The following is a 21,244-nucleotide window of genomic DNA, read 5'->3' on the forward strand; positions in this document are numbered from 1 at the left end:
ATGTTTTTATTCGCTGTATATGTAAATATATAGCGATTTTGTAACCTTCAGGATAACAATAATGCCACTGACAAGACGGATGTTTGCCCAACTCGTGGCATCTGCACTGCTGCTACGCCATCTTCCCGCGTTTGCTCAAACCTCGCTGACTGTGGCCATTGGAGACTCTCCGAAGCCAGCAACGACCCAACGTGTGGTCAGTGCTGGCGCGCCTGCTGACATGCTGCTGCTGGCCGTTGCACCGGAAAAACTGGTGGGACTTTCCTCCTTTGATTTCTCTCGCCAGACCGCCATCCCGTTTAACGATAACATTCGGACTTTGCCGAAACTCGGCAGGCTGGCGGGGCGCGCCAGCACACTCTCGCTTGAAGCACTCCTGGCGCTTAAACCTGAACTGGTTATTGACTGCGGTAATGCCGATGAAACCTGGCTTTCTCAAGCCAGACAAGTGAGCGCACAAACACACATTCCTTGGCTGCTGATTAACGGCGAATTGCGCCATACCCCAGAACAGCTGCGCGCAGTCGGTGAAGTATTGGGCGTCGTCTCGCGAACCGCAATGCAGGCCGCTCTGGCCCGTCGATTTATCGATGATGCAATAGCTTTCTCGCATTCACCCGCGGCGAATCTGCGTTTTTATGCCGCGCGCGGTGCCAGAGGACTGGAGACTGGTTTACAAGGCTCTCTGCATACCGAAGCAGCAGAACTATTGGGGTTGCACAATGTGGCGCACATCCCCGGACGACAGGGGCTCACACAGGTCTCAATGGAAAATCTTCTCAGCTGGCAGCCGGATATTATCCTGGTGCAGGATGCGGTGACAGCGCAGTTCCTACGAGAAGATCCGGTCTGGCAAGGAGTCAAAGCGGTTGCTGACCGGCGCATTCTGTTTCTCAGCGGTCTGCCGTTTGGCTGGCTGGATGCACCTCCTGGCATCAACCGTTTACTGGGGTTACGCCGCCTGCATGCCTGGCTTGATCCTCAGGTTAACGCGAGCTTTAAAGCCGATATGAAGCGCTACAGTGAATTGTTCTGGCACACCACGCTAAGCGACGCACAGTATCAAAGGTTGGTGGCAGTCTGATGAAAACATCAACCCTCGGTTTTCTGATGATTGCTGCGGTGGTGCTTTGCGCGAGCGTTGCTGCGGTATCAGGCGCGTATCGCCTGGATGCACAGCAGGTTCTGAATCTCGTGGCCGGTACAGATGGCGTTCCAATGCAGGACAAAATCGTCTTCTGGCAAATCCGCCTGCCACGCATACTGGCTGCATTGCTGCTCGGCGCGGCGCTGGCGGGCGCAGGAACCACCTATCAGGGCATGTTCCGCAACCCACTGGTCTCGCCGGATATTCTCGGCGTGGCGGCGGGTGCGGGTTTAGGTGCCTGTTTAGCAATCCTGTTAGGTTTACCGATCCTGTTCATTCAGCTGTATGCGTTCATGGGCGGTTTATTCGTGGTCGCCGGTGTCTGGTTGATTACCCGGCGAGTCAAGCGTCACGACCCGGTGTTAACGCTGGTGCTGGTCGGGATTGCGCTGGGTACGGTATGCGGTGCGGGAATTTCGCTCATCAAAACGCTGGCCGACCCGTATACCCAACTCCCGTCTATCACCTTCTGGCTGCTTGGCGGTTTATCGACGATCACGCTGCACGATCTGTGGTTCTCGGCACCGCTGATCTTCGCAGGACTGATCCCGCTATTGCTGCTGCGCTGGCGCATGAACCTGCTCACCCTGTCGGATGATGAAGCACGATCGCTTGGGATCAATGTCTCGCGATTGCGGCTGGGACTGATCGTCTGCGCAACGTTAATCACCGCCTGTACCGTTGCCATCGCGGGCATTATCGGCTGGATTGGGCTGGTTGTACCGCACATCGGCAGACTCCTCAGTGGCAATAACCACCAGCAGTTGCTGCCAGTTTCCATGGGGATCGGCGCCATTTTGCTGCTGCTCACCGATACTCTTGCCCGCACGCTGAGCAGCACAGAAATCCCGCTGGGGATCCTGACGGCATTTATTGGCGCACCGTTCTTTTTGCTGCTTTTGCTTCGAGGAAATCGCCCATGACGCTTCTGACCCTCCACCATGCGTCGTTGGGATACCACAGTCACCAGCCCGTGTTACGCGATGTCTCATTTCAGGTTTCGCCCGGCTCCGTCTGTTGTCTGATTGGGGCCAACGGCAGTGGAAAAACCACTCTGATGCGCACCATTCTCGGCGTTCTTTCGCCTCTTCACGGTGACATTCTGCTTGATGGCGTCGCCATAAATCATCTCAGCGATCGGCAACGCGCCGCCGCTATCGCCTGGGTTCCTCAGGCACATGACGGCGCGTTTGCCTTCACTGCGCTGGACATGGTGATGATGGGGCTGGCCCCGCAATTGGCGGCATTTGCGGTTCCCGGCGCTAAAGAGCGTGAAAATGCGTACCAGCAGATGACGATGCTGGGAATTTCTCATCTGGCACCCCGGCGCTGGAACACGCTGAGTGGCGGAGAGCGGCAACTGGTGTTGATTGCCCGCGCGCTGGCGCAACGCCCGCGCCTTTTGTTGCTGGATGAACCCGCTTCCAGCCTGGATTTTGGGCATCAGATCCGTCTGCTCGACACACTGGTGACGCTGAAAAATTCAGGTATGGCCCTGCTAATGTCGACCCATCATCCGTTACACGCCCGGGCAATCGCCGACAGTGTGGTACGCGTTGAACCAAATGGCGAAGTGTCGCAGGGGCTTCCTGAACAGCAGCTCGCCACCGATCGTCTGGCTGCGCTGTATCGCGTTACACCGTCACAAATCGCTCATCATCTCTTTGGTTCACACAATTAAGGAATAAGAATGCTCATTGACGACATTGATTTTGCCGATCTTTACCGTAAACAGTTACAGCTGGCGAACAGAACCGAGAAAAAGCCGGAGCACTGGGATAAACGTGCGGAAAAAATGGCGGAAAATTGCGCCTCATTAACCGACAGCTATCTGCTGCAACTGCTGGGGAAAATCGACCTGAAAGGGGCGGAGTCGCTGTTTGACATGGGTTGCGGTCCCGGTACGGTCTCGCTGGCGCTGGCTAAAAAGATGCCAATAATTTACGGCGTAGATTACAGCCAGGGCATGCTTAGCGTAGCTGCCCGCCGCGCTGCGCAAATGAACGCCCGTCACGTGCAGTGGGTGCAGCGGGCCTGGGAGGAACACTGGGATGATTTACCCCAGTGCGATATTGCCGTCGCCTCGCGCTCTACGCTGGTTGCCGATATGCGCCAGGCGATGACCAAACTGAATAATCAGGCCCGACTGCGGGTTTACACCACTCATCTCGTCAGTTCATCTTTCGTTTCCCCCACCATTCAGCGTGCACTGGGCCGCGAAGTGATTGAGCTTCCCAACTATATCTATGCGCTTAATGTCCTGTATCAGATGGGGATCCACGCGCATGTTGATTTTATCCGCGGGCCCAACTGCCAGCAGGACAACAGCACCTGGACGCGTTTTCTGGAAAACGTGCGCTGGAGTATGGGTGAACTGAGCGCCGATGAGGTCGAACGTCTGGAAACCTGGTATCAACAGCAGGATCCACGCACGATTGCCCCCGCCAGCCGTGACTGGGCGCTTATCTGGTGGGACAGCGTGCCGCGGGAGGCGCTGCGATGATCTACTTTTCGCAGGCGCAAACCGACGCGCTGCTGCTGGAAGATATTCAGGGCGGCGATCTGACTACCCGCGCGTTGGGGATCGGCGCACAGCCGGGCGTTATGGCGTTTTATCATCGCCAGGGCGGATGCGTTAGCGGCACCGCCGTTGCCAGACAAATGCTCACCTCATTAGGGCTGACCGTCAGCGACATGGTGGCCGATGGTGAACAGGTAAGTGCAGGACAGCGATTGATTCGTGCACATGGGAATGCGGCGGCGCTGCACCAGGGCTGGAAAGCGGTACAAAATGTCCTGGAGTGGAGCTGTGGGGTTTCGGGCTATCTTGAGAGCATGTTGAGCCAACTGCGCCAACGCTATCCTGATGGGCAGATTGCCTGTACCCGCAAAGCCATTCCCGGCACGCGTTTGTTGACGACTCAGGCAATACTCGCCGCGGGAGGCATTATCCATCGCGGAGGATGCGCCGAAACGGTACTGCTGTTTGCTAATCACCGCCATTTTCTTACCAACCCAAACGACTGGTCAGGTGCGATTGCGCGCTTACGCCGCCATGCGCCAGAAAAAAAGATTGTGGTTGAGGCAGATACGCCAGATGAGGCATTAGCCGCGCTACGCGCCGCACCCGATGTCCTGCAACTCGACAAATTTACCCCTGAGCAAGCAACAGAAATTGTCCGCCAGGCCCCTTCTCTGGCCCCCCATTGCACGCTGGCGCTGACTGGCGGAATTACCCTCGCCTCACTGGCGAGTTATCTCGACTGTGGCATCAGACTTTTCATCACTTCCGCGCCATACTACGCTCCACCCGCGGATATCAAAGTTAGCCTGAGCCCGGACGCACGTGGCATATAACATTAATAAATGGACTAAAAATAATGAATTTCAACAAAAGTTGTCTTTACACAGCCCTGTCGTTTGCTTTCGCGCACAGTGCTTTTGCTGGGCAGGAAAGCGAAACCATGACCGTCTGGTCAAGTCCGGCCTCCGCCGCAACCACTACGGTTCTCGGTCAGGAAACGATGCAGCAACTGGATAAGCAAAACGTGGCGCAGGCACTGAGCGTTGTCCCCGGCGTCGTGCTGCAAAAGTCAGGCAACCGCAATGAACAGCAGGTGAAAGTTCGCGGTTTTGACAGCCGTCAGGTTCCCGTCTATTTTGACGGCGTGCCGGTATACATCCCCTATGATGGCAACCTCGATTTAGGCCGTTTTCTGACCTCAGATATCGCTTCGGTTGAAGTCTCCAAAGGCTACTCGTCGCTGTTACAAGGGCCGAACCAGATGGGCGGCGCCATCAATATCACCACCCAAAAGACTACCAAACCGATTGAAGGCAGCATTGGCTATCGCCAGGGCTGGAGTCGTAGCAAAGACAATGCCCACGATATGCACGCTTCATTTGGCGCCAGCAACGATCTCGGCTACATCCAGCTCAGCGGCAGTCAGTTGAAGCAGGATTTCCTTGGCTTACCGCACGGTGTGGACAACCCTATTGCGGGCAGCAACGGCAAGATGATTAACTCCTCCGCCGATGACAAACGCGGTATCGTGAAGCTGGGCTTTACCCCACGTGGTAATGACGAATATGTGCTGACCTATATTAATCAGGACGGTGAAAAAGATAACCCGCCGTACGCTGGAGCAAGCAGTCAGAAATCACGCTACTGGCAATGGCCACAGTACGATAAAGAAAGCTATTACTATCAGGGCACCACCCATCTGGGCGATCGTTTCACCCTGAAAAGCCGTCTGTATCGCGATACCTTTGAAAATACGCTGATGATGTACAACTCACTTGCCGATCTGAAAAACAAGAAAGGCAACTACAGTCATTATTCAGACTACAGCGATGGCGCTGGCCTGCAGCTCGCTGCGGAAATGCGAGAAAACGACCTGCTCTCTTTCGCCGTGAACTGGAAAGATGATGTTCACCGCGAGAAAGGCGCTCCGAATGCAGCTTACGACCGTTACGAAGACCGCACCTGGTCCGTTGCCAGCGAATACCAGTGGGCAGCGGCGGATAACGTCGATGTAGTAGCTGGAATAAGCTATGACTGGCGCGACAGTCTGGAAGGCATGAAGCACGAAAAAAATGGTAGCGTCACCCACTATGATGACAACAATCAGTCGGCCTTCAACTGGCAGATGATGACCAAATATCACTTTGAAAATTCAGACACATTAGCGCTGTCCTACTCTGACAGAACACGTTTCCCGACTTTGAAAGAGCGCTACACCACCTCGAAACCGGCCTATAACCAGGTGGCGCTGGTCAATCCGCAGCTTAAACCGGAACGCGCCCGCAGCGTGGATCTGACCTGGAATGGTTCACTTGGCAAAGACTGGGGATTCGAAGCCAGCGTCTATTACAACCGCATCAGCGATGCCATTCTTTCACACAATATTGATGCCGATACCATCCAGAATCAGAACAGCGGCCGGGTGGATTACACCGGTCTGGATGCAGGCGTTAAAGGTAAAGTCTTTGATATGCTGGATGTTGGGCTGAGCTATGGCCTGATTCATGCGGACGTCAAACGCAGCGACATCGGCAAAATAACCGATTTGCCGACGCAAACCCTCACCGCATGGATGACGCTGAAACCGTGGGATCCGCTGAGCATTACGCTGTCTGAAGAGGCCCGCTCATCGAGCTATAGCAATAGCGACGGCTCGCAGAAAGCCGCAGGTTTCGCCATTACCCATTTACGCGCCGACTACGCCATCGGTCACGGGTTCAGCGTCAACGCTTCGGTCAATAACCTGTTCGATACACGATACGTGTACAGCGAAGGATTTATCGAAGAAGGCCGTAATTACTGGGCTGGGATTGAGTATCAGTTCTGATTTAACGATGCAAAGAAACGGCCCCACTCGGAGTAATGCTCTTCAGTTAACGCCTTAGTTTCAGAAAGTATCGCCGGTGTGGGTAGAAGTTTTGAATATGCACTCTCAGAAAAAGGGTTCCGTTCACCTCCTGTTCATAGTTTCTCTGAAACGCCGATACCCGTGAACGTGTAAAGGGCGTTCTCCGTCACGCCCTTTACAATCCCGACTCCCGGCGGGAAAATTGTTGCTACGCAATACCCTCCGCTTATTCCTCCAGGCTACCGGGCCGGGCGCGAGGTAGCGTCCTTGCAAAGCGCGCCCTGAGCCAGCATCCATGCTGGCTCTCCCGGCCTGACGGAAACACGTCGGCAATTTTCAGCCGGACCAGCCCACACCTGACCATCTGCGTTTTTTGTTTAAACAGCAAAAAAGATTTAACTGGAAGTCAGTGCGTTGAAGCGATACCCCCGGTCCGGCTGAAAATCGATGAGGCGTTGACGGCTGACCGGTGCTGTCCGCAGGGATGCGGACAGAGGGGACGGCCTGCATGGACGCAGGCTCGGCCCCGACCTGACAGGCAGGCGGCATAAGACGAATGAATCGCGTAGCGACGATTTTCCCGCCGGGAGCCTGGGTTGCAAGGGAGGCGGCGGCGAGCCTCCCTTGCACGTTCACGGGTATCTGCGCTTCAGAGAAATGACACCGTTGAGGTGAACGGAGCCCTGAACAAGAATCACATGTTCACCGTACATGCTTAACTGAACGGCATTACCGCATGGAGGCCGTTCGATTAATCTCGCCGTACAAGCCGGAAGACACCCAGCACAACAATTGCGCCGACCACGGCCACCAAGAAGCTGTGGAGATTAAACCCGCTGACATCGCCGCCAATACCAAACATCGTTGCCAGCCATCCACCGACCACAGCACCGACGACACCCAGAATACAGGTCAGGATAAATCCACCGCCATCGCGCCCCGGCATAATCAGTTTGGCGATAACCCCCGCAATCAGACCAAAAATAATCCAGGCAATAATTCCCATTTTCAGGCCCTCTTTCCAGTGAACGCACGCGCAAGACATTCCTGCGCCAGCACTTAAAGTATAGGCAAGCCATCGCGACATGCTTTTATCACTCAGACTTAATTCATTGGGTTTGGTAAAAAATTTCATCCATTTGTATTAAGTTCCGTCGATTAATGCCGATAACCCAACGACAAACCAGGCATCCAGGAGTCATTAGGTGTGAGTAACTACAATGAGCAGTTCCTGAAGCAAAATCCGTTAGCGGTGTTAGGTGTACTTCGGGACTTAAAGTCGCAGCAGGTTCCACTGCGTATCTCCTGGTCAGGCGGCCAGTTCATCAGCAAAATTCTGACCGTCAGTCCCGATGAACTGATCATGGATTTTGGCAGCCAGGAATATGAAAACCAGGCCGTACAGCGGGCCAGCCAGATCTCAATTATCGCCGAAACGCAGGGAGCCAAAGTAGAATTCACCCTGCCACAGCTGAAAAAAGGCGAGTATCAGCAACTGCCGGCCTTTATTTCATCGTTGCCACCTTCTCTGTGGTTTGTGCAGCGTCGGGAATATTTCCGCATCGGCGCTCCGCTGCACCCTCCCTATCGCTGCACGGCAAAAATGCCGGACAACAGCACGCTGTGTTTTCGCTTATTCGATTTGTCGCTAGGCGGTATGGGCGGGCTGTTAGAAACGGCAAAACCAGAGGGGTTGGCAGAAGGTATGCGCTTCGCGCAGGTTGAACTAAATATGGAGCAATGGGGGGTGTATCACGTTGACGCCCAGCTTATTTCCATTAGTGAGCGCAAGGTTATCGATGGGAAAAACGAAACGATTACCACTCCCCGCCTGAGCTTTAGTTTTCTCAACGTCGGCCCGGCGGTGGAGCGGAACTTACAGCGGATTATTTTTTCCCTTGAACGCGAGGCCCGGGAAAAGTCGAATAAGGTGCGCGAATAAACTCACACGAACTACATCACATCCAGCGCTTGTTGAAGCTTCCAGATATAGCGCGGGGCCTGCGGCGCCGGATGATTGTCCGCAACATGTTCAATAAATTCATCCGGGCTGAGGTCGTTGATTTTATTGATCGCTTTTTTCCTGTCGGAGGAGAACGTGCGTAGCAGTGCGCCCGCACCGTTGGCGTACGATACTACCAGCGCATACTGCATCACCTGCGGATCTTCAATCCCGGCCAGCGGCCCGGTTTCGAGAATACTCAGATATGCGGCCCCCATGGAGATATTGCGCTCGGGGTTTTTCAACTCACTGGTCGACGGCTCTCCGCTCCAGCCCATGCGGCGATAAACATCGCGTCCTGAAGTTGAGGCTTTCAACTGCATCAGACCAATCGCATTGGACTTACTGACCGCATTCGGATTTCCGCCTGATTCAATGGCGATAATAGCGGTAATCAATTGTGGACTGACACCCCAGGCCGCACCGGCTTTTTCACTGATCGGCATCCATTGCATTGCGCGTTTAACCGGAACTTCAGCATTCCACGGCGGGTTTTTGTAATCATGTTTTGAACTACAGCCCGCAAGTAATACAACCAAAAAAGCAAACCATCTCAATTTCACGTCATCTATCCTTATAGCCGGAACCTGTCGCTGAGGTGACAACGACATACCTACGCGGCATGATATACATTTGGTTTTAGTTGTAGCAAGGAAATGCCATGTCCCGGTTTCACTTAATTGCCCCGTCGGGCTACTGTATCAATCAGCAGGCAGCCTTACGTGGGCTTGCGCGTCTTACTGAGGCCGGTCATCAGGTCGACAATTCAGCGGTCATTGCACGCCGCTGCCAGCGTTTTGCGGGGACAGAGGCAGAAAGGCTTGCTGATGTGAACTCGCTCGTTAATCTGAAAACCCCCGATACCATTGTGATGGCGGTACGCGGCGGCTATGGCGCGAGCCGTTTACTGGAAGAAATTGACTGGCAGGGGCTGGCAGCTCGCCAGCAACAAGATCCGCTACTGCTGTGCGGACACAGCGATTTTACGGCGATCCAGTGTGGTCTGCTGGCACAGGGGAATGTGATTAGCTTCAGCGGCCCGATGCTGGCAGCGAACTTCGGCGCCGAAGAAATGAACGCATTCACCGAGCACCATTTCTGGCAGGCATTGCGTAATGTCCAATTTACCCTCGAATGGCAGGGTGACGGTCCGCAGTGCGCGACTGAAGGTACTCTGTGGGGCGGAAATCTGGCGATGATCATTTCGCTGATGGGTACGCCGTGGATGCCGGCTATCAAAAACGGCATTTTGGTGCTGGAAGACATTAACGAGCATCCATTCCGTATCGAGCGCATGCTGCTGCAGCTGTACCACGCCGGAATACTGGCCCAGCAAAACGCCATTATCCTCGGCAGTTTTAGCGGCAGTGCGCCGAATGATTACGACGCGGGTTACAATCTTGATTCAGTTTGTGATTTTCTGCGCGCCAGACTGTCCGTTCCGTTGATCGGCGGCCTCGATTTTGGCCATGAACAACGTACCGTCACCCTGCCGTTGGGAGCCAGTGCGGTGCTGAAAAATGATAAAAACGGCACTCAGCTCACCTTAAGTGGGCATCCGGTACTAAAATCGTAAAAAAAGCGGCTAATAGGGCTAAGTAAAACGCTGTTTCTGTCGTTATTATGGTAGGGTTTATTAATACGAAACAGCGTAATTCAGGAGTAACCGAACGTTGGATGCCGCAGCAATTATTAGCCTTTTTATTTTGGGTTCCGTTCTCGTCACCTGCAGTATCTTACTCAGTTCATTCTCATCACGTCTCGGTATCCCAATTCTGGTGATATTTCTCGCTATCGGTATGTTAGCGGGCGTGGATGGTATAGGCGGCATACCTTTCGATAACTATCCTTTCGCCTACATGGTGAGTAACCTGGCACTGGCGGTTATCCTGCTCGACGGTGGGATGCGCACCCAGGCCAGCTCTTTTCGCGTTGCGTTAGGCCCGGCGCTATCGTTGGCGACGGTCGGTGTGCTGATTACTTCCGGACTCACTGGCATGATGGCCGCCTGGCTGTTTCATCTGGATCTTATCGAAGGACTCCTGATTGGCGCGATTGTTGGTTCAACCGACGCCGCGGCGGTCTTTTCCCTGCTTGGCGGTAAGGGGCTTAACGAACGCGTTGGCTCTACGCTGGAAATTGAATCCGGTAGTAATGACCCGATGGCCGTGTTTTTGACCATCACGCTCATCGCCATGATCCAAAACCACGAAACCGGTTTAAGCTGGATGTTCGCGGTGCACATTATCCAGCAGTTTGGCTTAGGCATCGCTATCGGTCTGGGCGGTGGATATATGCTCCAGCAGATGATTAACCGCATTTCTCTGCCTGCCGGACTGTATCCGCTACTGGCGTTAAGCGGTGGGATCCTGATTTTTGCCCTGACCACTGCGCTGGAAGGCAGCGGTATTCTGGCGGTTTATCTGTGTGGTTTCTTGCTGGGTAATCGCCCCATCCGCAACCGGTTTGGCATTCTGCAAAACTTCGACGGTCTGGCCTGGCTGGCGCAAATCGCCATGTTCCTGGTGCTCGGACTGCTGGTTACGCCGTCCGACCTGCTACCTATCGTGGTTCCTGCGCTGATTTTGTCTGCGTGGATGATTTTCATTGCCCGTCCACTTTCGGTTTTCGCCGGACTGCTGCCGTTTCGCGGCTTCAATCTGCGCGAGCGCATTTTCATCAGTTGGGTGGGTCTGCGCGGTGCGGTACCCATCATCCTCGCCGTCTTCCCAATGATGGCGGGTCTGGAGAACGCGCGCCTGTTCTTTAACGTCGCGTTCTTCGTGGTACTGATCTCGTTGCTGTTTCAGGGAACCTCTCTTTCATGGGCCGCTAAAAAAGCCAAAGTGGTGGTCCCTCCCGTCGGCTGGCCCGTATCGCGCATTGGCCTGGATATTCATCCGGATAACCCGTGGGAGCAGTTTGTTTATCAGCTCAGCGCAGATAAGTGGTGTGTGGGCGCCGCGCTGCGCGACCTGCATATGCCGGAAGAAACGCGAATAGCCGCCCTGTTTCGTGACAACGTGCTGTTTCATCCCTCCGGCAGTACGCGTCTGCGCGAAGGCGATGTATTGTGTGTTATTGGCCGCGAGCGCGATCTCCCGGCTCTTGGCAAGCTGTTCAGCCAGTCGCCACCTGTGTCGTTAGACCAGCGCTTCTTCGGTGATTTTATTCTTGAAGCCAGCGCAAAATATGCCGATGTGGCGCTGATTTATGGCCTGGAAGATGGCACCGAGTATCGTGATAAGCAGCAAACGTTGGGTGAAATTGTCCAGCATCTGCTTGGTGCCGCGCCGGTCGTCGGTGACCAGGTGGAATTCGCGGGTATGATCTGGACTGTGGCCGAGAAGGAAGATAATGCGGTGCTGAAGGTCGGTGTTCGCGTTGCTGAAGATGAGGATGAGTAAAGCGGATGTTTTTGCCGGGTGGCGGCTGCGCCTAACCCGGCCTACAAAATGCACTGACTCTGAAGACCTGATAAACGCAGCAGCATCAGGCAATGCTATATAAAGTTACACCGTCACAACTGGCACGCGCAGCGCCAGAGAACACATTAACTCGTAGCCTACCGTACCTGCGGCGGTGGCCACATCGTCAATTTTAATCTCTTTGCCCCACAGCTCTACCGGCGTCCCGATCCCTGCCTGCGGGCACGGTGTCAGATCTACCGCCAACATATCCATTGAGACTGTCCCCACCGTCCCGGTACGTACACCATCCACCAGCACAGGCGTTCCGCTTGGCGCATGGCGTGGATAACCGTCGGCATAGCCGGTCGCTACAATGCCAATGCGCTGCTCACCGCTGGCAGTGTAACGTCCACCGTAGCCCACCCGATCGCCAGCTTTCAGCGTTTGTATGCCGATGATCTCACTGCTCAGCGTCATCACTGGCTTCAGGCCGGTATTGGCGATGTCCCGCCATTGTCCCGAAGGCGACGCACCATACAAAATAATGCCCGGACGAACCCAGTCATAATGCGCTTCAGGGTGCCACAGTGTGGCGGCCGAATTCGATAGTGACCGTCTGCACTCCAGCCCTTCAGTCGCCTGCGCAATACGCGCCATAGCATCCTGGATACCTTCCGGGTGCTCTGCATCGGCAAAATGCGACATCAGCGTCATTTCGCCGACGTTGGGCATAGCCCGCAGCTGTTGCCAGACCGTGGGAACTCTTTCCGGTAAAAAACCAAGGCGGTTCATACCACTGTTCACCTTCAGGTAAACATCGAGCGGCGCCTTCAGGCGCGCATTCTGCAATGCTTTTAGCTGCCAGTTACTGTGTACACAGGTGGTGAGTCGATAATTGTCATATACCGTCAGGTCTTCGGCGTGGAAAAAACCCTCCAGCATGAGTATCGGGCCTTTCCATCCGCGCTCGCGCAGGGTTATCGCCTCTTCAAGATTGAGCATGGCAAAACCATCGGTTGTGCCTAGCGCATTCCAGACGCGTTCAATGCCGTGTCCGTACGCATTGGCTTTCACCACCGACCAGACGCGAGCGTCCGGCGCGGCCTGGCGGGTAATGGTCAGATTTTGTTTCAACGCCTGCAGGTCAATGCTGGCCAGTATCGGGCGGGTCATCTCACGTCCTTATCAGTTATGTGCGCCATGTAAATGCCGTGGACGGGAGGGGGTAAACCCCGGACTGTAACGCGCCACGCTCAGATCGTCATAAGGTATGGCTGGCGTGCGGCCAGAAAGGATATCGCTCAGCAGCTGACCGGAGCCGCAGGCCATGGTCCAACCCAGCGTGCCGTGGCCGGTATTGAGCAGCAGATTCTTAAAGCGGGTGCGCCCCACCACCGGCGTTCCGTCCGGCGTCATCGGACGCAGTCCGGTCCAGAAGGTTGCCTGCTCCACATGACCGCCGCGCGGGAAGAGATCGCGTACGACCATTTCCAGCGTTTCACGACGAGGTTGTAGCAGTTCTGTATTAAAGCCGACAATCTCCGCCATGCCGCCAACGCGAATACGATTGTCAAAGCGGGTAATAGCGATTTTGTAGGTTTCATCAAGGATAGTAGAAACCGGCGCACCGTCGTCTTGCGCCACCGGAATGGTCAACGAATAGCCTTTGAGCGGATAGACCGGGATATCAACGATCCCTTTCAGCATTGCCGTGGAGTACGAACCAAACGCCATCACATAGGCATCGGCTTTAACTATCTCTTCGCCGCACTGGACGCCATAAATCTGCTCACCATCGCTCAGCAGCTTATCGACCGGGGTATTAAAGCGAAACTTAACGCCTGCCTGCTCCGCCATCTGCGCCAGACGCTGGGTAAACAGCTGGCAGTCGCCGGTTTCATCATTCGGTAAACGCAGACCGCCGGTCAGCTTGTGCGCCACTTCTGCCAGTGCGGGTTCGACTTCCGCCAGACGGTTTGCTTCCAGCAGTTGATATGGCACGCCCGCATCTTCTAGCACGGCGATGTCGCGGGTAGCGTTCTCATACTGTTGAGCGGTACGGAAAAGTTGCAGGGTTCCGCCCTGGCGCCCCTCGTACTCGATACCGGTAGAGGCGCGCAGCGCTTTCAGGCAATCACGGCTGTATTCCGCCAGTCGCACCATGCGTCCTTTATTTTCCATGTAGTGGCTGGTGTCGCAGTTGCGCAGCATCTGCCACATCCATTTCAACTGGAACTGGGTTCCGTCAAGACGGACGGCCAGCGGAGCGTGGCGCTGAAACATCCACTTAATTGCTTTTAGCGGTACGCCTGGTGCCGCCCATGGTGCTGCATAACCTGGAGAGATTTGCCCCGCGTTCGCCGCACTGGTTTCCAGTGCCGGACCGGGCTCACGATCAATGACGGCGACATCGTGTCCAGCCTGACTTAAGTACCAGGCGCTGGTCACGCCAACGACACCACTTCCCAGTATGACAACTCGCATAGCCACTCCGTTAACAGTAAAAGAACAATCATCTAATTACATCTTGATAACTCAGTTGAAAATATTATTCAACATATGGCTTTTTTATGGTGACTTACCTCACATATAGCGGTGATGGCTGGGGACTCTCCGCTTTGGCATCTCCTGCTGTGCGTTATTTTTATCCAGCATAAAATTTTGCGGCCATGCCATTTTTCGACGCCTCGCTAACGTGAAATCGCAAAGAAAAAATTTCTGCCGCAGCACGTTTTTTAACACCATGATCTATGCTTGACATGAGGTACTCCAGACAGAGAGTGCCGCCAACAATGAGGGTGCGCGAATGGCTACGATTGATTCCATGAACAAGGACAGCACACGGTTAAGCGATGGACCCGACTGGACGTTTGATCTGCTGGATGTCTATCTGGCAGAGATAGACCGCGTGGCGAAACTCTACAGACTGGATACCTACCCGCACCAAATCGAGGTGATCACCTCCGAACAGATGATGGACGCTTATTCCAGCGTCGGGATGCCGATCAATTATCCTCACTGGTCGTTTGGTAAAAAGTTTATTGAAACCGAGCGCTTGTATAAGCATGGTCAGCAGGGGCTGGCCTATGAGATCGTTATCAACTCCAACCCATGCATCGCGTATCTGATGGAGGAGAACACCATCACTATGCAGGCGCTGGTGATGGCGCATGCCTGCTACGGACACAACTCCTTTTTCAAAAACAACTACCTGTTCCGAAGCTGGACGGATGCCAGTTCCATTGTCGATTACCTGATCTTCGCGCGAAACTATATTACCCAGTGTGAAGAGCGTTACGGCGTGGATGAAGTCGAAAAGCTGCTCGACTCCTGCCATGCGCTGATGAACTACGGCGTTGACCGTTACAAACGCCCGCAAAAAATTTCCCTACAGGAAGAGAAAGCCCGTCAGAAAAGCCGTGAAGAGTATCTGCAAAGCCAGGTGAATATGTTGTGGCGCACGCTGCCGAAGAAAGAGGAAGAGAAAACCGTGGCGGAAGCCCGGCGTTATCCCTCTGAGCCACAGGAGAACCTGCTGTACTTCATGGAGAAGAACGCCCCGCTGCTGGAGTCCTGGCAACGTGAAGTCCTGCGCATTGTACGCAAGGTCAGCCAGTATTTTTATCCGCAGAAACAGACGCAGGTGATGAACGAGGGCTGGGCCACTTTCTGGCATTACACCATCCTGAACCACCTTTATGATGAAGGTAAAGTCACCGAACGGTTTATGCTGGAGTTTCTGCATAGCCATACCAATGTGGTATTTCAGCCGCCCTACAACAGCCCGTGGTATAGCGGGATAAACCCTTATGCCCTGGGGTTTGCCATGTTCCAGGATATCAAACGTATTTGTCAGTCGCCGACCGAGGAGGACAAATACTGGTTCCCGGACATAGCGGGTTCTGACTGGCTGGAAACCCTGCATTTTGCGATGCGCGATTTCAAAGATGAGAGCTTTATCAGCCAGTTCCTGTCACCAAAGGTGATGCGTGATTTCCGTCTGTTCACCGTGCTGGATGACGATCGTCACAACTATCTGGAGATTTCAGCGATTCATAACGAGGAAGGATATCGTGAGATCCGCAACAGGTTGTCGTCGCAATACAACCTCAGCAACCTGGAGCCGAATATTCAAATCTGGAATGTCGATCTGCGTGGCGACCGTTCGCTCACCTTACGCTATATTCCGCATAACCGCGCACCGCTGGATAAAGGACGCAAAGAAGTGCTCAAGCACGTACACCGGCTTTGGGGTTTTGACGTGATGCTGGAGCAACAGAATGAAGATGGCAGCGTGGAGCTGTTGGAGCGTTGCCCGCCAAGGATGAACGGTCTGTAAATCTTATTACCGGAGGCGGTGTAAACACCATATCCGGCCTACGAAGTGCACGTATTGTAGGCCGGATAAGACGCTTTGGCGTCGCCATCCGGCTTTGAACAATTAACGACCCTGAATCGCCAAATCGCCCGGCAGGCTCTTTTGCATGCGATGCCAAATTTCGCCACTGTCGTGACCATAGCGGCGCACCGTTTCATACACCTGCTCATGAGCGCCCTGCTCGCAGAGTTCTGACAGTTTACGGTAGAAGCTCAGCGCCAGCGCGCGCGCTTCCGGATTGGCAAAATAATGACGACCAATGCGGGTATATAATCCTTTCATACCGTTGAGGATCAAACCGTAAATCGGATTGCCGGAGGCAAATGCCAGGCCGCGGAAAATGTTATAGTCCAGATCGGCAAATGCGTCAGCGTGGTCGGCCACCTGATTTGCCGTCGCCAGAACCTCCTGTGCTTTATCAGGATGCTGGCGAAACGCAGTGCGAACAAAGATCGTCGAAATATTGGTACGCACGGACAGCAGATTATCAATCAACTGCGGGACACTCTCGTGATCGAGACGCGCCAGCGTTTCAAGAATATTCAGCCCGGAGGTTTCCCAGAAGTTATTCACCTTCGTCGGTTTGCCGTGTTGAATGGTCAACCAGCCATCTCGCGCCAACCGCTGCAATACTTCGCGTAGCGTGGTACGTGTCACCCCAATAAGTTCGGAGAGTTCACGTTCAGCGGGCAAAATAGTGCCAGGTGGGAAGCGGTTATTCCAGATACTTTCAATGATGTACTCTTCCGCGAACCCAGCCGGGCTTTGCGCCTTAATGACCATAGTAAAAATTCCATTACACAGCAAAACATAGTTACACACATCATACCAGATGGGTATCTTAGCTGATAGCTGACGCAATGAAGAAAAAGTGGATCAAGGCTTCATTTTCCAAATAACGCTACAGCACAGCCAAACTTGCCAGTCTCGTGAATAGCTTGCCTGTACTCCCTCCTCCCGCTAAGCTTTGCGGTCAAACATAAAAACATGATTTCATTTTTAAAGGTAGGGAAATCACCATGGAGCTATCATGGGGCCGCGCTATGTGGCGCAATTTTTTAGGTCAATCACCAGACTGGTACAAACTTGCACTGCTTGTCTTCTTAGTCGTTAACCCGATTATTTTTTTCATCAACCCTTTTATCGCCGGCTGGTTGCTGGTGGCCGAGTTCATTTTCACGCTGGCGATGGCGTTAAAATGTTACCCACTGCTGCCAGGCGGGCTGTTGGCTATTGAAGCTGTAATTATTGGCATGACCAGCGCCACGCATGTGCGTGAAGAGGTTGCCGCAAACCTTGAGGTGTTATTGCTGCTGATGTTTATGGTGGCAGGCATCTACTTTATGAAGCAGCTATTACTGTTTATTTTCACTCGTCTGCTGCTCACTATTCGCTCCAAGACGCTGCTGTCACTGTCTTTTTGTGTTGCAGCCGCTTTTCTCTCTGCGTTCCTCGATGCGTTGACCGTCGTGGCCGTGGTAATCAGCGTTGCGGTCGGTTTTTATGGTATCTACCATCGCGTTGCTTCTTCTCGCGCGGAAGACAACAACATGCTCGATGACAGCCATATCGATCAGCACAATAAGGTCGTTCTTGAGCAGTTCCGCGGTTTTCTGCGTAGCCTGATGATGCACGCGGGGGTCGGTACGGCGTTAGGCGGCGTGATGACCATGGTGGGTGAGCCACAAAACCTGATTATCGCCAAAGCGGCTGGCTGGCATTTTGGCGACTTCTTCCTGCGTATGTCGCCAGTTACCGTCCCGGTACTGATTTGCGGCCTGTTAACTTGTGTGCTGGTCGAGAAATTGCGCTGGTTTGGCTATGGCGAAACGCTGCCGGAGACCGTCCGTGATGTCCTGCAACAGTTTGACGATCAAAGCCGCCAACAACGTACCCGCCAGGACAAAATCAAACTGATTGTCCAGGCGATTATTGGCGTCTGGCTGGTCGTTGCTTTGGCACTGCATCTGGCAGAAGTCGGATTGATCGGTTTGTCGGTCATCATTCTGGCAACCTCGTTGACCGGCGTCACCGACGAACATGCGATAGGTAAAGCCTTTACCGAGTCGCTACCCTTCACCGCGCTGCTGACCGTGTTCTTCTCTATTGTCGCGGTGATTATCGATCAACAGCTCTTTTCGCCGATTATTCAGTTTGTTTTGCAGTCGTCTGAACATGCACAACTGACGCTGTTTTATCTCTTCAACGGCCTGCTGTCTTCGATCTCTGATAACGTTTTTGTTGGTACGATTTATATCAATGAAGCCAAAGCCGCGATGGAACATGGGACCATCAGCCTTAACCAATTTGAGCTGTTGGCGGTGGCGATCAATACCGGGACCAACCTGCCTTCGGTGGCCACGCCAAACGGCCAGGCTGCATTCCTGTTCCTGCTGACCTCTGCACTGGCGCCGTTGATTCGCCTCTCTTATGGTCGCATGGTGTGGATGGCTCTGCCTTATACTCTCGTCCTGACGCTCGTCGGCCTGCTTTGCGTCGAGTTCACGCTAGTTCCGGTGACCGAGTGGATGACTCAAACGGGCTGGTTAGCTACACTTTCATAACAATTAACCGGGCGAATCACTGCCCGGTTTGACTTTTTGCATGATAAATATCCGATTACGCAAATTTTCAATTCCCGCTAGTGGCGCATAAAGTGAATTGGTTTAAACTGCGGTCTCTACGCATGTTGCAGGGAAATGATTATGTTGCGATTTTTAAACCAGTGCTCCCGAGGTCGTGGAGCATGGTTATTGTTGGCGTTAACCGCCTTTGCGCTGGAGCTCGTCGCGCTGTGGTTCCAGCACGTCATGCTGCTAAAACCTTGCGTGTTGTGTATTTACGAACGTAGCGCATTATTTGGCGTGATGGGGGCAGGGCTGGTGGGTGCTATCGCACCAAAAACACCGCTGCGCTATGTGGCGATGATAATCTGGATTTACAGTGCCTGGCGCGGACTTCAGTTAGCGTATGAGCACACCATGATCCAGCTGCACCCATCCCCGTTTATAACCTGTGATTTTGCCGCACGCTTCCCAAGCTGGCTTCCACTGGACAAATGGCTGCCGCAGGTGTTTTTAGCGTCCGGTGACTGTGCTGAGCGCCAGTGGTCTTTTTTAACCCTGGAAATGCCGCAGTGGCTGTTGGGGATCTTCGCCGCCTACCTGGTGGTCGCCGTGCTGGTGGTGATAGCACAACCGTTCAAACCGAAAAAACGTGACCTCTTCGGTCGCTAACAGAGACGCTCCTTCGGGAGCGTTTTTTTTGCTTTAAATTCATTGCCTGCTGGCATCTATAAGATGTATATTAAATACATCTTATAGATGCCACACCAAGGAGATGTCTTATGTCCCATTTACGCATCCCGGCAAACTGGAAAGTTAAACGCTCTACTCCCTTCTTCACAAAAGACAACGTCCCAGCAGCACTGCTTTCTCACCATAACACTGCAGCAGGCGTTTTTGGCCAGCTTTGTGTGATGGAAGGTACGGTAACGTATTACGGCTTTGCCAATGAAGACGCAAAAGAGCCTGAAGTAAAAGTGGTGATTAATGCCGGTCAGTTTGCGACCAGTCCGCCGCAGTACTGGCATCGCGTTGAATTAAGCGATGACGCCCAATTCAACATCAATTTCTGGGTTGAAGATGACAACCATGGCGATGAGATGTATCAGGCGAAAAAGTCTTAAGCCTTAACGCCTGCTAATCGATGGGCGGCTTAGTCCGCCCATGAAGGTTTGTTCAAAATATGATCCTGCCAGTCACGCACTTCCGATTCTTTCACCGCAATATGACGTACTGAAATACGTTCACCGTGCATCGCCGCTTTTGATCCCGTCAGCAGTGGATGCCACTCCGGCAGCCCTTTACCTTCCGCTAGCAGACGATACGCACAGGTCATCGGCAGCCATTCAAAGGTAGGCAGATTATCGCGCGTCAGTTTGATACAGTCAGGCTCGTACTCGAATCGGCGTTCGTAATTACGGCACTGACAGGTTTTGATATTGAGCTGCTTACACGCGACGTTAGTAAAATAGATTTCGTCGGTGTCTTCATCCATCAGCTTATGCAGGCAGCATTGACCACACCCGTCACATAATGACTCCCACTCGGCATCGGTCATTTCATCCAGGGTTTTACTTTGCCAGAAAGGTATGTCGCTCATCAGGGTATCCGCTATTGCAATAAAGCTGCACCTTATAACCAGTCTGGCACGCTGATGCAAGTTTTGCCGCCCGAAAAGGCGGCAAGAAGAGATTACAGCACGCGTGTCGTCAGCGTTTGACCATGAAAACTGATAGCCAGCTCATCACCGCTGTTTAACGGCCCAACGCCCGCTGGCGTCCCCGTCAACACAACATCGCCCGCTTTGAGGGTAAAGAAACGACTCATGTAGGCAATCAAAGGAACGATGTGATGGATCATATCTGCCGTGGTGCCGTGCTGGCGCTGCTCACCGTTAACCGTTAACCCGAGCATCGTATCCTGAGGATCACCATTAAATTCCGCCATCGGAATAAACCCTGACAGCGGGCAAGAGTTATCAAAGCCCTTCGCTTTTTCCCACGGCTGCCCCGCCTTCTTCATTTTGCCCTGAATATCACGCAGGGTCAGATCCAACGCGACGCCATAGCCCGCGATGGCTTTGCGCACATGTTCTTCCGTCGCCTGACGTAGGGTCGCGCCAATTAGCACAGCCAGCTCAACTTCATGGTGAACCGAACCCATATCAGATGGGATCACCAGCGGCTGGCGTAAATCGCACAGCGCGGTTTCCGGTTTAATAAACAGCACCGGCTCTTCCGGGGTACTTCCGCCCATCTCTTTAATATGATTAGCATAGTTACTCCCTACGCAAACCACCTTACTCACCGGATAATCCAGCAGAGCACCATGCCAGTTATGATGTTGATACATTACTTTCCCCTAACGTAGT

At 53.5% G+C, this 21,244-nt stretch carries 19 protein-coding genes and 2 pseudogenes; 13 read left to right on the forward strand and 8 right to left on the reverse strand.

From position 1 onward, the window contains the following. Positions 1-61: 61 nt before the first annotated feature. From OGX86_RS09100 to OGX86_RS09125, 6 genes are read left to right on the forward strand one after another with little or no spacing between them, the layout of a single operon-like run. Entirely contained in the window at positions 62-1,084 is a 1,023-nt protein-coding gene (locus OGX86_RS09100; protein ID WP_286639865.1) for an ABC transporter substrate-binding protein, read from the forward strand. A gap of 26 nt (positions 1,085-1,110) precedes the next feature. Further along, a complete protein-coding gene (locus OGX86_RS09105) occupies positions 1,111-2,070 on the forward strand; it encodes a FecCD family ABC transporter permease (RefSeq protein WP_394810792.1) in 960 nt (319 codons plus the stop codon). Further along, positions 2,067-2,828: an ABC transporter ATP-binding protein gene (locus tag OGX86_RS09110; RefSeq protein ID WP_286639866.1), complete on the forward strand. Its 762-nt coding sequence runs from the start codon at positions 2,067-2,069 to the stop codon at positions 2,826-2,828. The genes OGX86_RS09105 and OGX86_RS09110 overlap by 4 nt, the downstream gene beginning before the upstream one ends. 9 nt (positions 2,829-2,837) lie before the next feature. Beyond that, on the forward strand, positions 2,838-3,650 hold the full coding sequence (locus tag OGX86_RS09115) for a class I SAM-dependent methyltransferase (RefSeq protein WP_032943738.1): 813 nt from the start codon (positions 2,838-2,840) through the stop codon (positions 3,648-3,650). Further along, positions 3,647-4,504: a ModD protein gene (gene modD / locus OGX86_RS09120; protein ID WP_136391975.1), complete on the forward strand. Its 858-nt coding sequence runs from the start codon at positions 3,647-3,649 to the stop codon at positions 4,502-4,504. Before OGX86_RS09115 ends, modD begins: the two co-directional genes overlap by 4 nt. A 23-nt stretch (positions 4,505-4,527) precedes the next feature. Then, the gene (locus OGX86_RS09125) at positions 4,528-6,498 is read left to right on the forward strand and encodes a TonB-dependent receptor plug domain-containing protein (RefSeq protein WP_286639869.1); all 1,971 of its coding nucleotides are present in this window, start codon (positions 4,528-4,530) and stop codon (positions 6,496-6,498) included. Positions 6,499-7,270: 772 nt separating this feature from the next. Here the strand turns inward: OGX86_RS09125 and OGX86_RS09130 are convergent. Further along, positions 7,271-7,525: a GlsB/YeaQ/YmgE family stress response membrane protein gene (locus OGX86_RS09130; RefSeq protein WP_003020908.1), complete on the reverse strand. Its 255-nt coding sequence runs from the start codon at positions 7,523-7,525 to the stop codon at positions 7,271-7,273. 201 nt (positions 7,526-7,726) lie between these two features. Here OGX86_RS09130 and ycgR point away from each other — a divergent pair, with 201 nt between their 5' ends. Continuing rightward, the gene (gene ycgR, locus OGX86_RS09135; RefSeq protein ID WP_286639871.1) at positions 7,727-8,461 is read left to right on the forward strand and encodes a flagellar brake protein YcgR; all 735 of its coding nucleotides are present in this window, start codon (positions 7,727-7,729) and stop codon (positions 8,459-8,461) included. A gap of 11 nt (positions 8,462-8,472) precedes the next feature. On the opposite strand, the gene emtA is transcribed toward ycgR, so the two are convergent. Next, positions 8,473-9,084, reverse strand: a complete 612-nt coding sequence (gene emtA / locus OGX86_RS09140) for a membrane-bound lytic murein transglycosylase EmtA (protein ID WP_003020914.1) — start codon at positions 9,082-9,084, stop codon at positions 8,473-8,475. A 98-nt stretch (positions 9,085-9,182) separates the two neighbouring features. Between emtA and ldcA the strand changes: the two genes are divergently transcribed. Beyond that, on the forward strand, positions 9,183-10,097 hold the full coding sequence (gene ldcA, locus OGX86_RS09145) for a muramoyltetrapeptide carboxypeptidase (protein ID WP_048224132.1): 915 nt from the start codon (positions 9,183-9,185) through the stop codon (positions 10,095-10,097). 97 nt (positions 10,098-10,194) lie between these two features. Then, positions 10,195-11,910, forward strand: a pseudogene (locus tag OGX86_RS09150) (potassium/proton antiporter); the annotation flags it as partial. On the opposite strand, the pseudogene OGX86_RS22825 reads toward OGX86_RS09150, so the two are convergent. The 3 genes and pseudogenes from OGX86_RS22825 to OGX86_RS09160 form a co-directional block, all read right to left on the reverse strand. After that, positions 11,869-11,982 (reverse strand): annotated as a pseudogene (locus tag OGX86_RS22825) (hypothetical protein); the annotation flags it as partial. The pseudogenes OGX86_RS09150 and OGX86_RS22825 overlap by 42 nt on opposite strands. Positions 11,983-12,033: 51 nt before the next feature. Beyond that, positions 12,034-13,104 (reverse strand): catabolic alanine racemase DadX, encoded by a 1,071-nt coding sequence (gene dadX, locus OGX86_RS09155; RefSeq protein ID WP_168978208.1) that lies wholly within the window; start codon positions 13,102-13,104, stop codon positions 12,034-12,036. A gap of 12 nt (positions 13,105-13,116) precedes the next feature. Then, positions 13,117-14,415 (reverse strand): D-amino acid dehydrogenase, encoded by a 1,299-nt coding sequence (locus tag OGX86_RS09160; protein ID WP_286639874.1) that lies wholly within the window; start codon positions 14,413-14,415, stop codon positions 13,117-13,119. Positions 14,416-14,737: 322 nt separating this feature from the next. Here OGX86_RS09160 and OGX86_RS09165 point away from each other — a divergent pair, with 322 nt between their 5' ends. Then, entirely contained in the window at positions 14,738-16,270 is a 1,533-nt protein-coding gene (locus OGX86_RS09165) for a SpoVR family protein (RefSeq protein ID WP_003833557.1), read from the forward strand. A gap of 102 nt (positions 16,271-16,372) precedes the next feature. Here the strand turns inward: OGX86_RS09165 and fadR are convergent, their stop codons facing one another. Then, complete coding sequence (gene fadR, locus OGX86_RS09170) at positions 16,373-17,092, reverse strand: fatty acid metabolism transcriptional regulator FadR (protein WP_003833559.1); 720 nt, start codon at positions 17,090-17,092, stop codon at positions 16,373-16,375. 236 nt (positions 17,093-17,328) lie between these two features. On the opposite strand from fadR, the gene nhaB reads away from it, so the two are divergent. The 3 genes from nhaB to OGX86_RS09185 all read left to right on the forward strand — a co-directional run bounded on the left by nhaB (position 17,329) and on the right by OGX86_RS09185 (position 19,997). Further along, positions 17,329-18,873: a Na(+)/H(+) antiporter NhaB gene (gene nhaB, locus OGX86_RS09175; protein ID WP_008785014.1), complete on the forward strand. Its 1,545-nt coding sequence runs from the start codon at positions 17,329-17,331 to the stop codon at positions 18,871-18,873. Positions 18,874-19,014: 141 nt separating this feature from the next. Continuing rightward, positions 19,015-19,545, forward strand: a complete 531-nt coding sequence (gene dsbB / locus OGX86_RS09180; RefSeq protein WP_286639876.1) for a disulfide bond formation protein DsbB — start codon at positions 19,015-19,017, stop codon at positions 19,543-19,545. Positions 19,546-19,655: 110 nt separating this feature from the next. After that, a complete protein-coding gene (locus tag OGX86_RS09185; protein WP_003020940.1) occupies positions 19,656-19,997 on the forward strand; it encodes a TehB family protein in 342 nt (113 codons plus the stop codon). Between the two features lie 29 nt (positions 19,998-20,026). Here OGX86_RS09185 and ycgN read toward each other — a convergent pair whose 3' ends face one another. Continuing rightward, on the reverse strand, positions 20,027-20,473 hold the full coding sequence (gene ycgN / locus OGX86_RS09190) for a cysteine cluster protein YcgN (RefSeq protein ID WP_003020944.1): 447 nt from the start codon (positions 20,471-20,473) through the stop codon (positions 20,027-20,029). Between the two features lie 92 nt (positions 20,474-20,565). Beyond that, positions 20,566-21,225: a fumarylacetoacetate hydrolase family protein gene (locus OGX86_RS09195; protein WP_128317262.1), complete on the reverse strand. Its 660-nt coding sequence runs from the start codon at positions 21,223-21,225 to the stop codon at positions 20,566-20,568. Positions 21,226-21,244 lie beyond the last annotated feature (19 nt).

Origin of the sequence: Citrobacter sp. Cpo040 (genome assembly GCF_030332915.1) — a bacterium.
GTDB classification, from domain to species: domain Bacteria; phylum Pseudomonadota; class Gammaproteobacteria; order Enterobacterales; family Enterobacteriaceae; genus Citrobacter; species Citrobacter portucalensis.

What these genes read in the sequence shown, in the direction of transcription:
- OGX86_RS09100 (WP_286639865.1), top strand. Translation starts at nt 62, where the DNA reads ATGCCACTGACAAGACGGATGTTTGCCCAACTCGTGGCATCTGCACTG.
- OGX86_RS09105 (WP_394810792.1), top strand. Translation starts at nt 1,111, where the DNA reads ATGATTGCTGCGGTGGTGCTTTGCGCGAGCGTTGCTGCGGTATCAGGC.
- OGX86_RS09110 (WP_286639866.1), top strand. Translation starts at nt 2,067, where the DNA reads ATGACGCTTCTGACCCTCCACCATGCGTCGTTGGGATACCACAGTCAC.
- OGX86_RS09115 (WP_032943738.1), top strand. Translation starts at nt 2,838, where the DNA reads ATGCTCATTGACGACATTGATTTTGCCGATCTTTACCGTAAACAGTTA.
- modD (WP_136391975.1), top strand. Translation starts at nt 3,647, where the DNA reads ATGATCTACTTTTCGCAGGCGCAAACCGACGCGCTGCTGCTGGAAGAT.
- OGX86_RS09125 (WP_286639869.1), top strand. Translation starts at nt 4,528, where the DNA reads ATGAATTTCAACAAAAGTTGTCTTTACACAGCCCTGTCGTTTGCTTTC.
- OGX86_RS09130 (WP_003020908.1), bottom strand. Translation starts at nt 7,525, where the DNA reads ATGGGAATTATTGCCTGGATTATTTTTGGTCTGATTGCGGGGGTTATC.
- ldcA (WP_048224132.1), top strand. Translation starts at nt 9,183, where the DNA reads ATGTCCCGGTTTCACTTAATTGCCCCGTCGGGCTACTGTATCAATCAG.
- dadX (WP_168978208.1), bottom strand. Translation starts at nt 13,104, where the DNA reads ATGACCCGCCCGATACTGGCCAGCATTGACCTGCAGGCGTTGAAACAA.
- OGX86_RS09160 (WP_286639874.1), bottom strand. Translation starts at nt 14,415, where the DNA reads ATGCGAGTTGTCATACTGGGAAGTGGTGTCGTTGGCGTGACCAGCGCC.
- OGX86_RS09165 (WP_003833557.1), top strand. Translation starts at nt 14,738, where the DNA reads ATGGCTACGATTGATTCCATGAACAAGGACAGCACACGGTTAAGCGAT.
- fadR (WP_003833559.1), bottom strand. Translation starts at nt 17,092, where the DNA reads ATGGTCATTAAGGCGCAAAGCCCGGCTGGGTTCGCGGAAGAGTACATC.
- nhaB (WP_008785014.1), top strand. Translation starts at nt 17,329, where the DNA reads ATGGAGCTATCATGGGGCCGCGCTATGTGGCGCAATTTTTTAGGTCAA.
- dsbB (WP_286639876.1), top strand. Translation starts at nt 19,015, where the DNA reads ATGTTGCGATTTTTAAACCAGTGCTCCCGAGGTCGTGGAGCATGGTTA.
- OGX86_RS09185 (WP_003020940.1), top strand. Translation starts at nt 19,656, where the DNA reads ATGTCCCATTTACGCATCCCGGCAAACTGGAAAGTTAAACGCTCTACT.
- ycgN (WP_003020944.1), bottom strand. Translation starts at nt 20,473, where the DNA reads ATGAGCGACATACCTTTCTGGCAAAGTAAAACCCTGGATGAAATGACC.
- OGX86_RS09195 (WP_128317262.1), bottom strand. Translation starts at nt 21,225, where the DNA reads ATGTATCAACATCATAACTGGCATGGTGCTCTGCTGGATTATCCGGTG.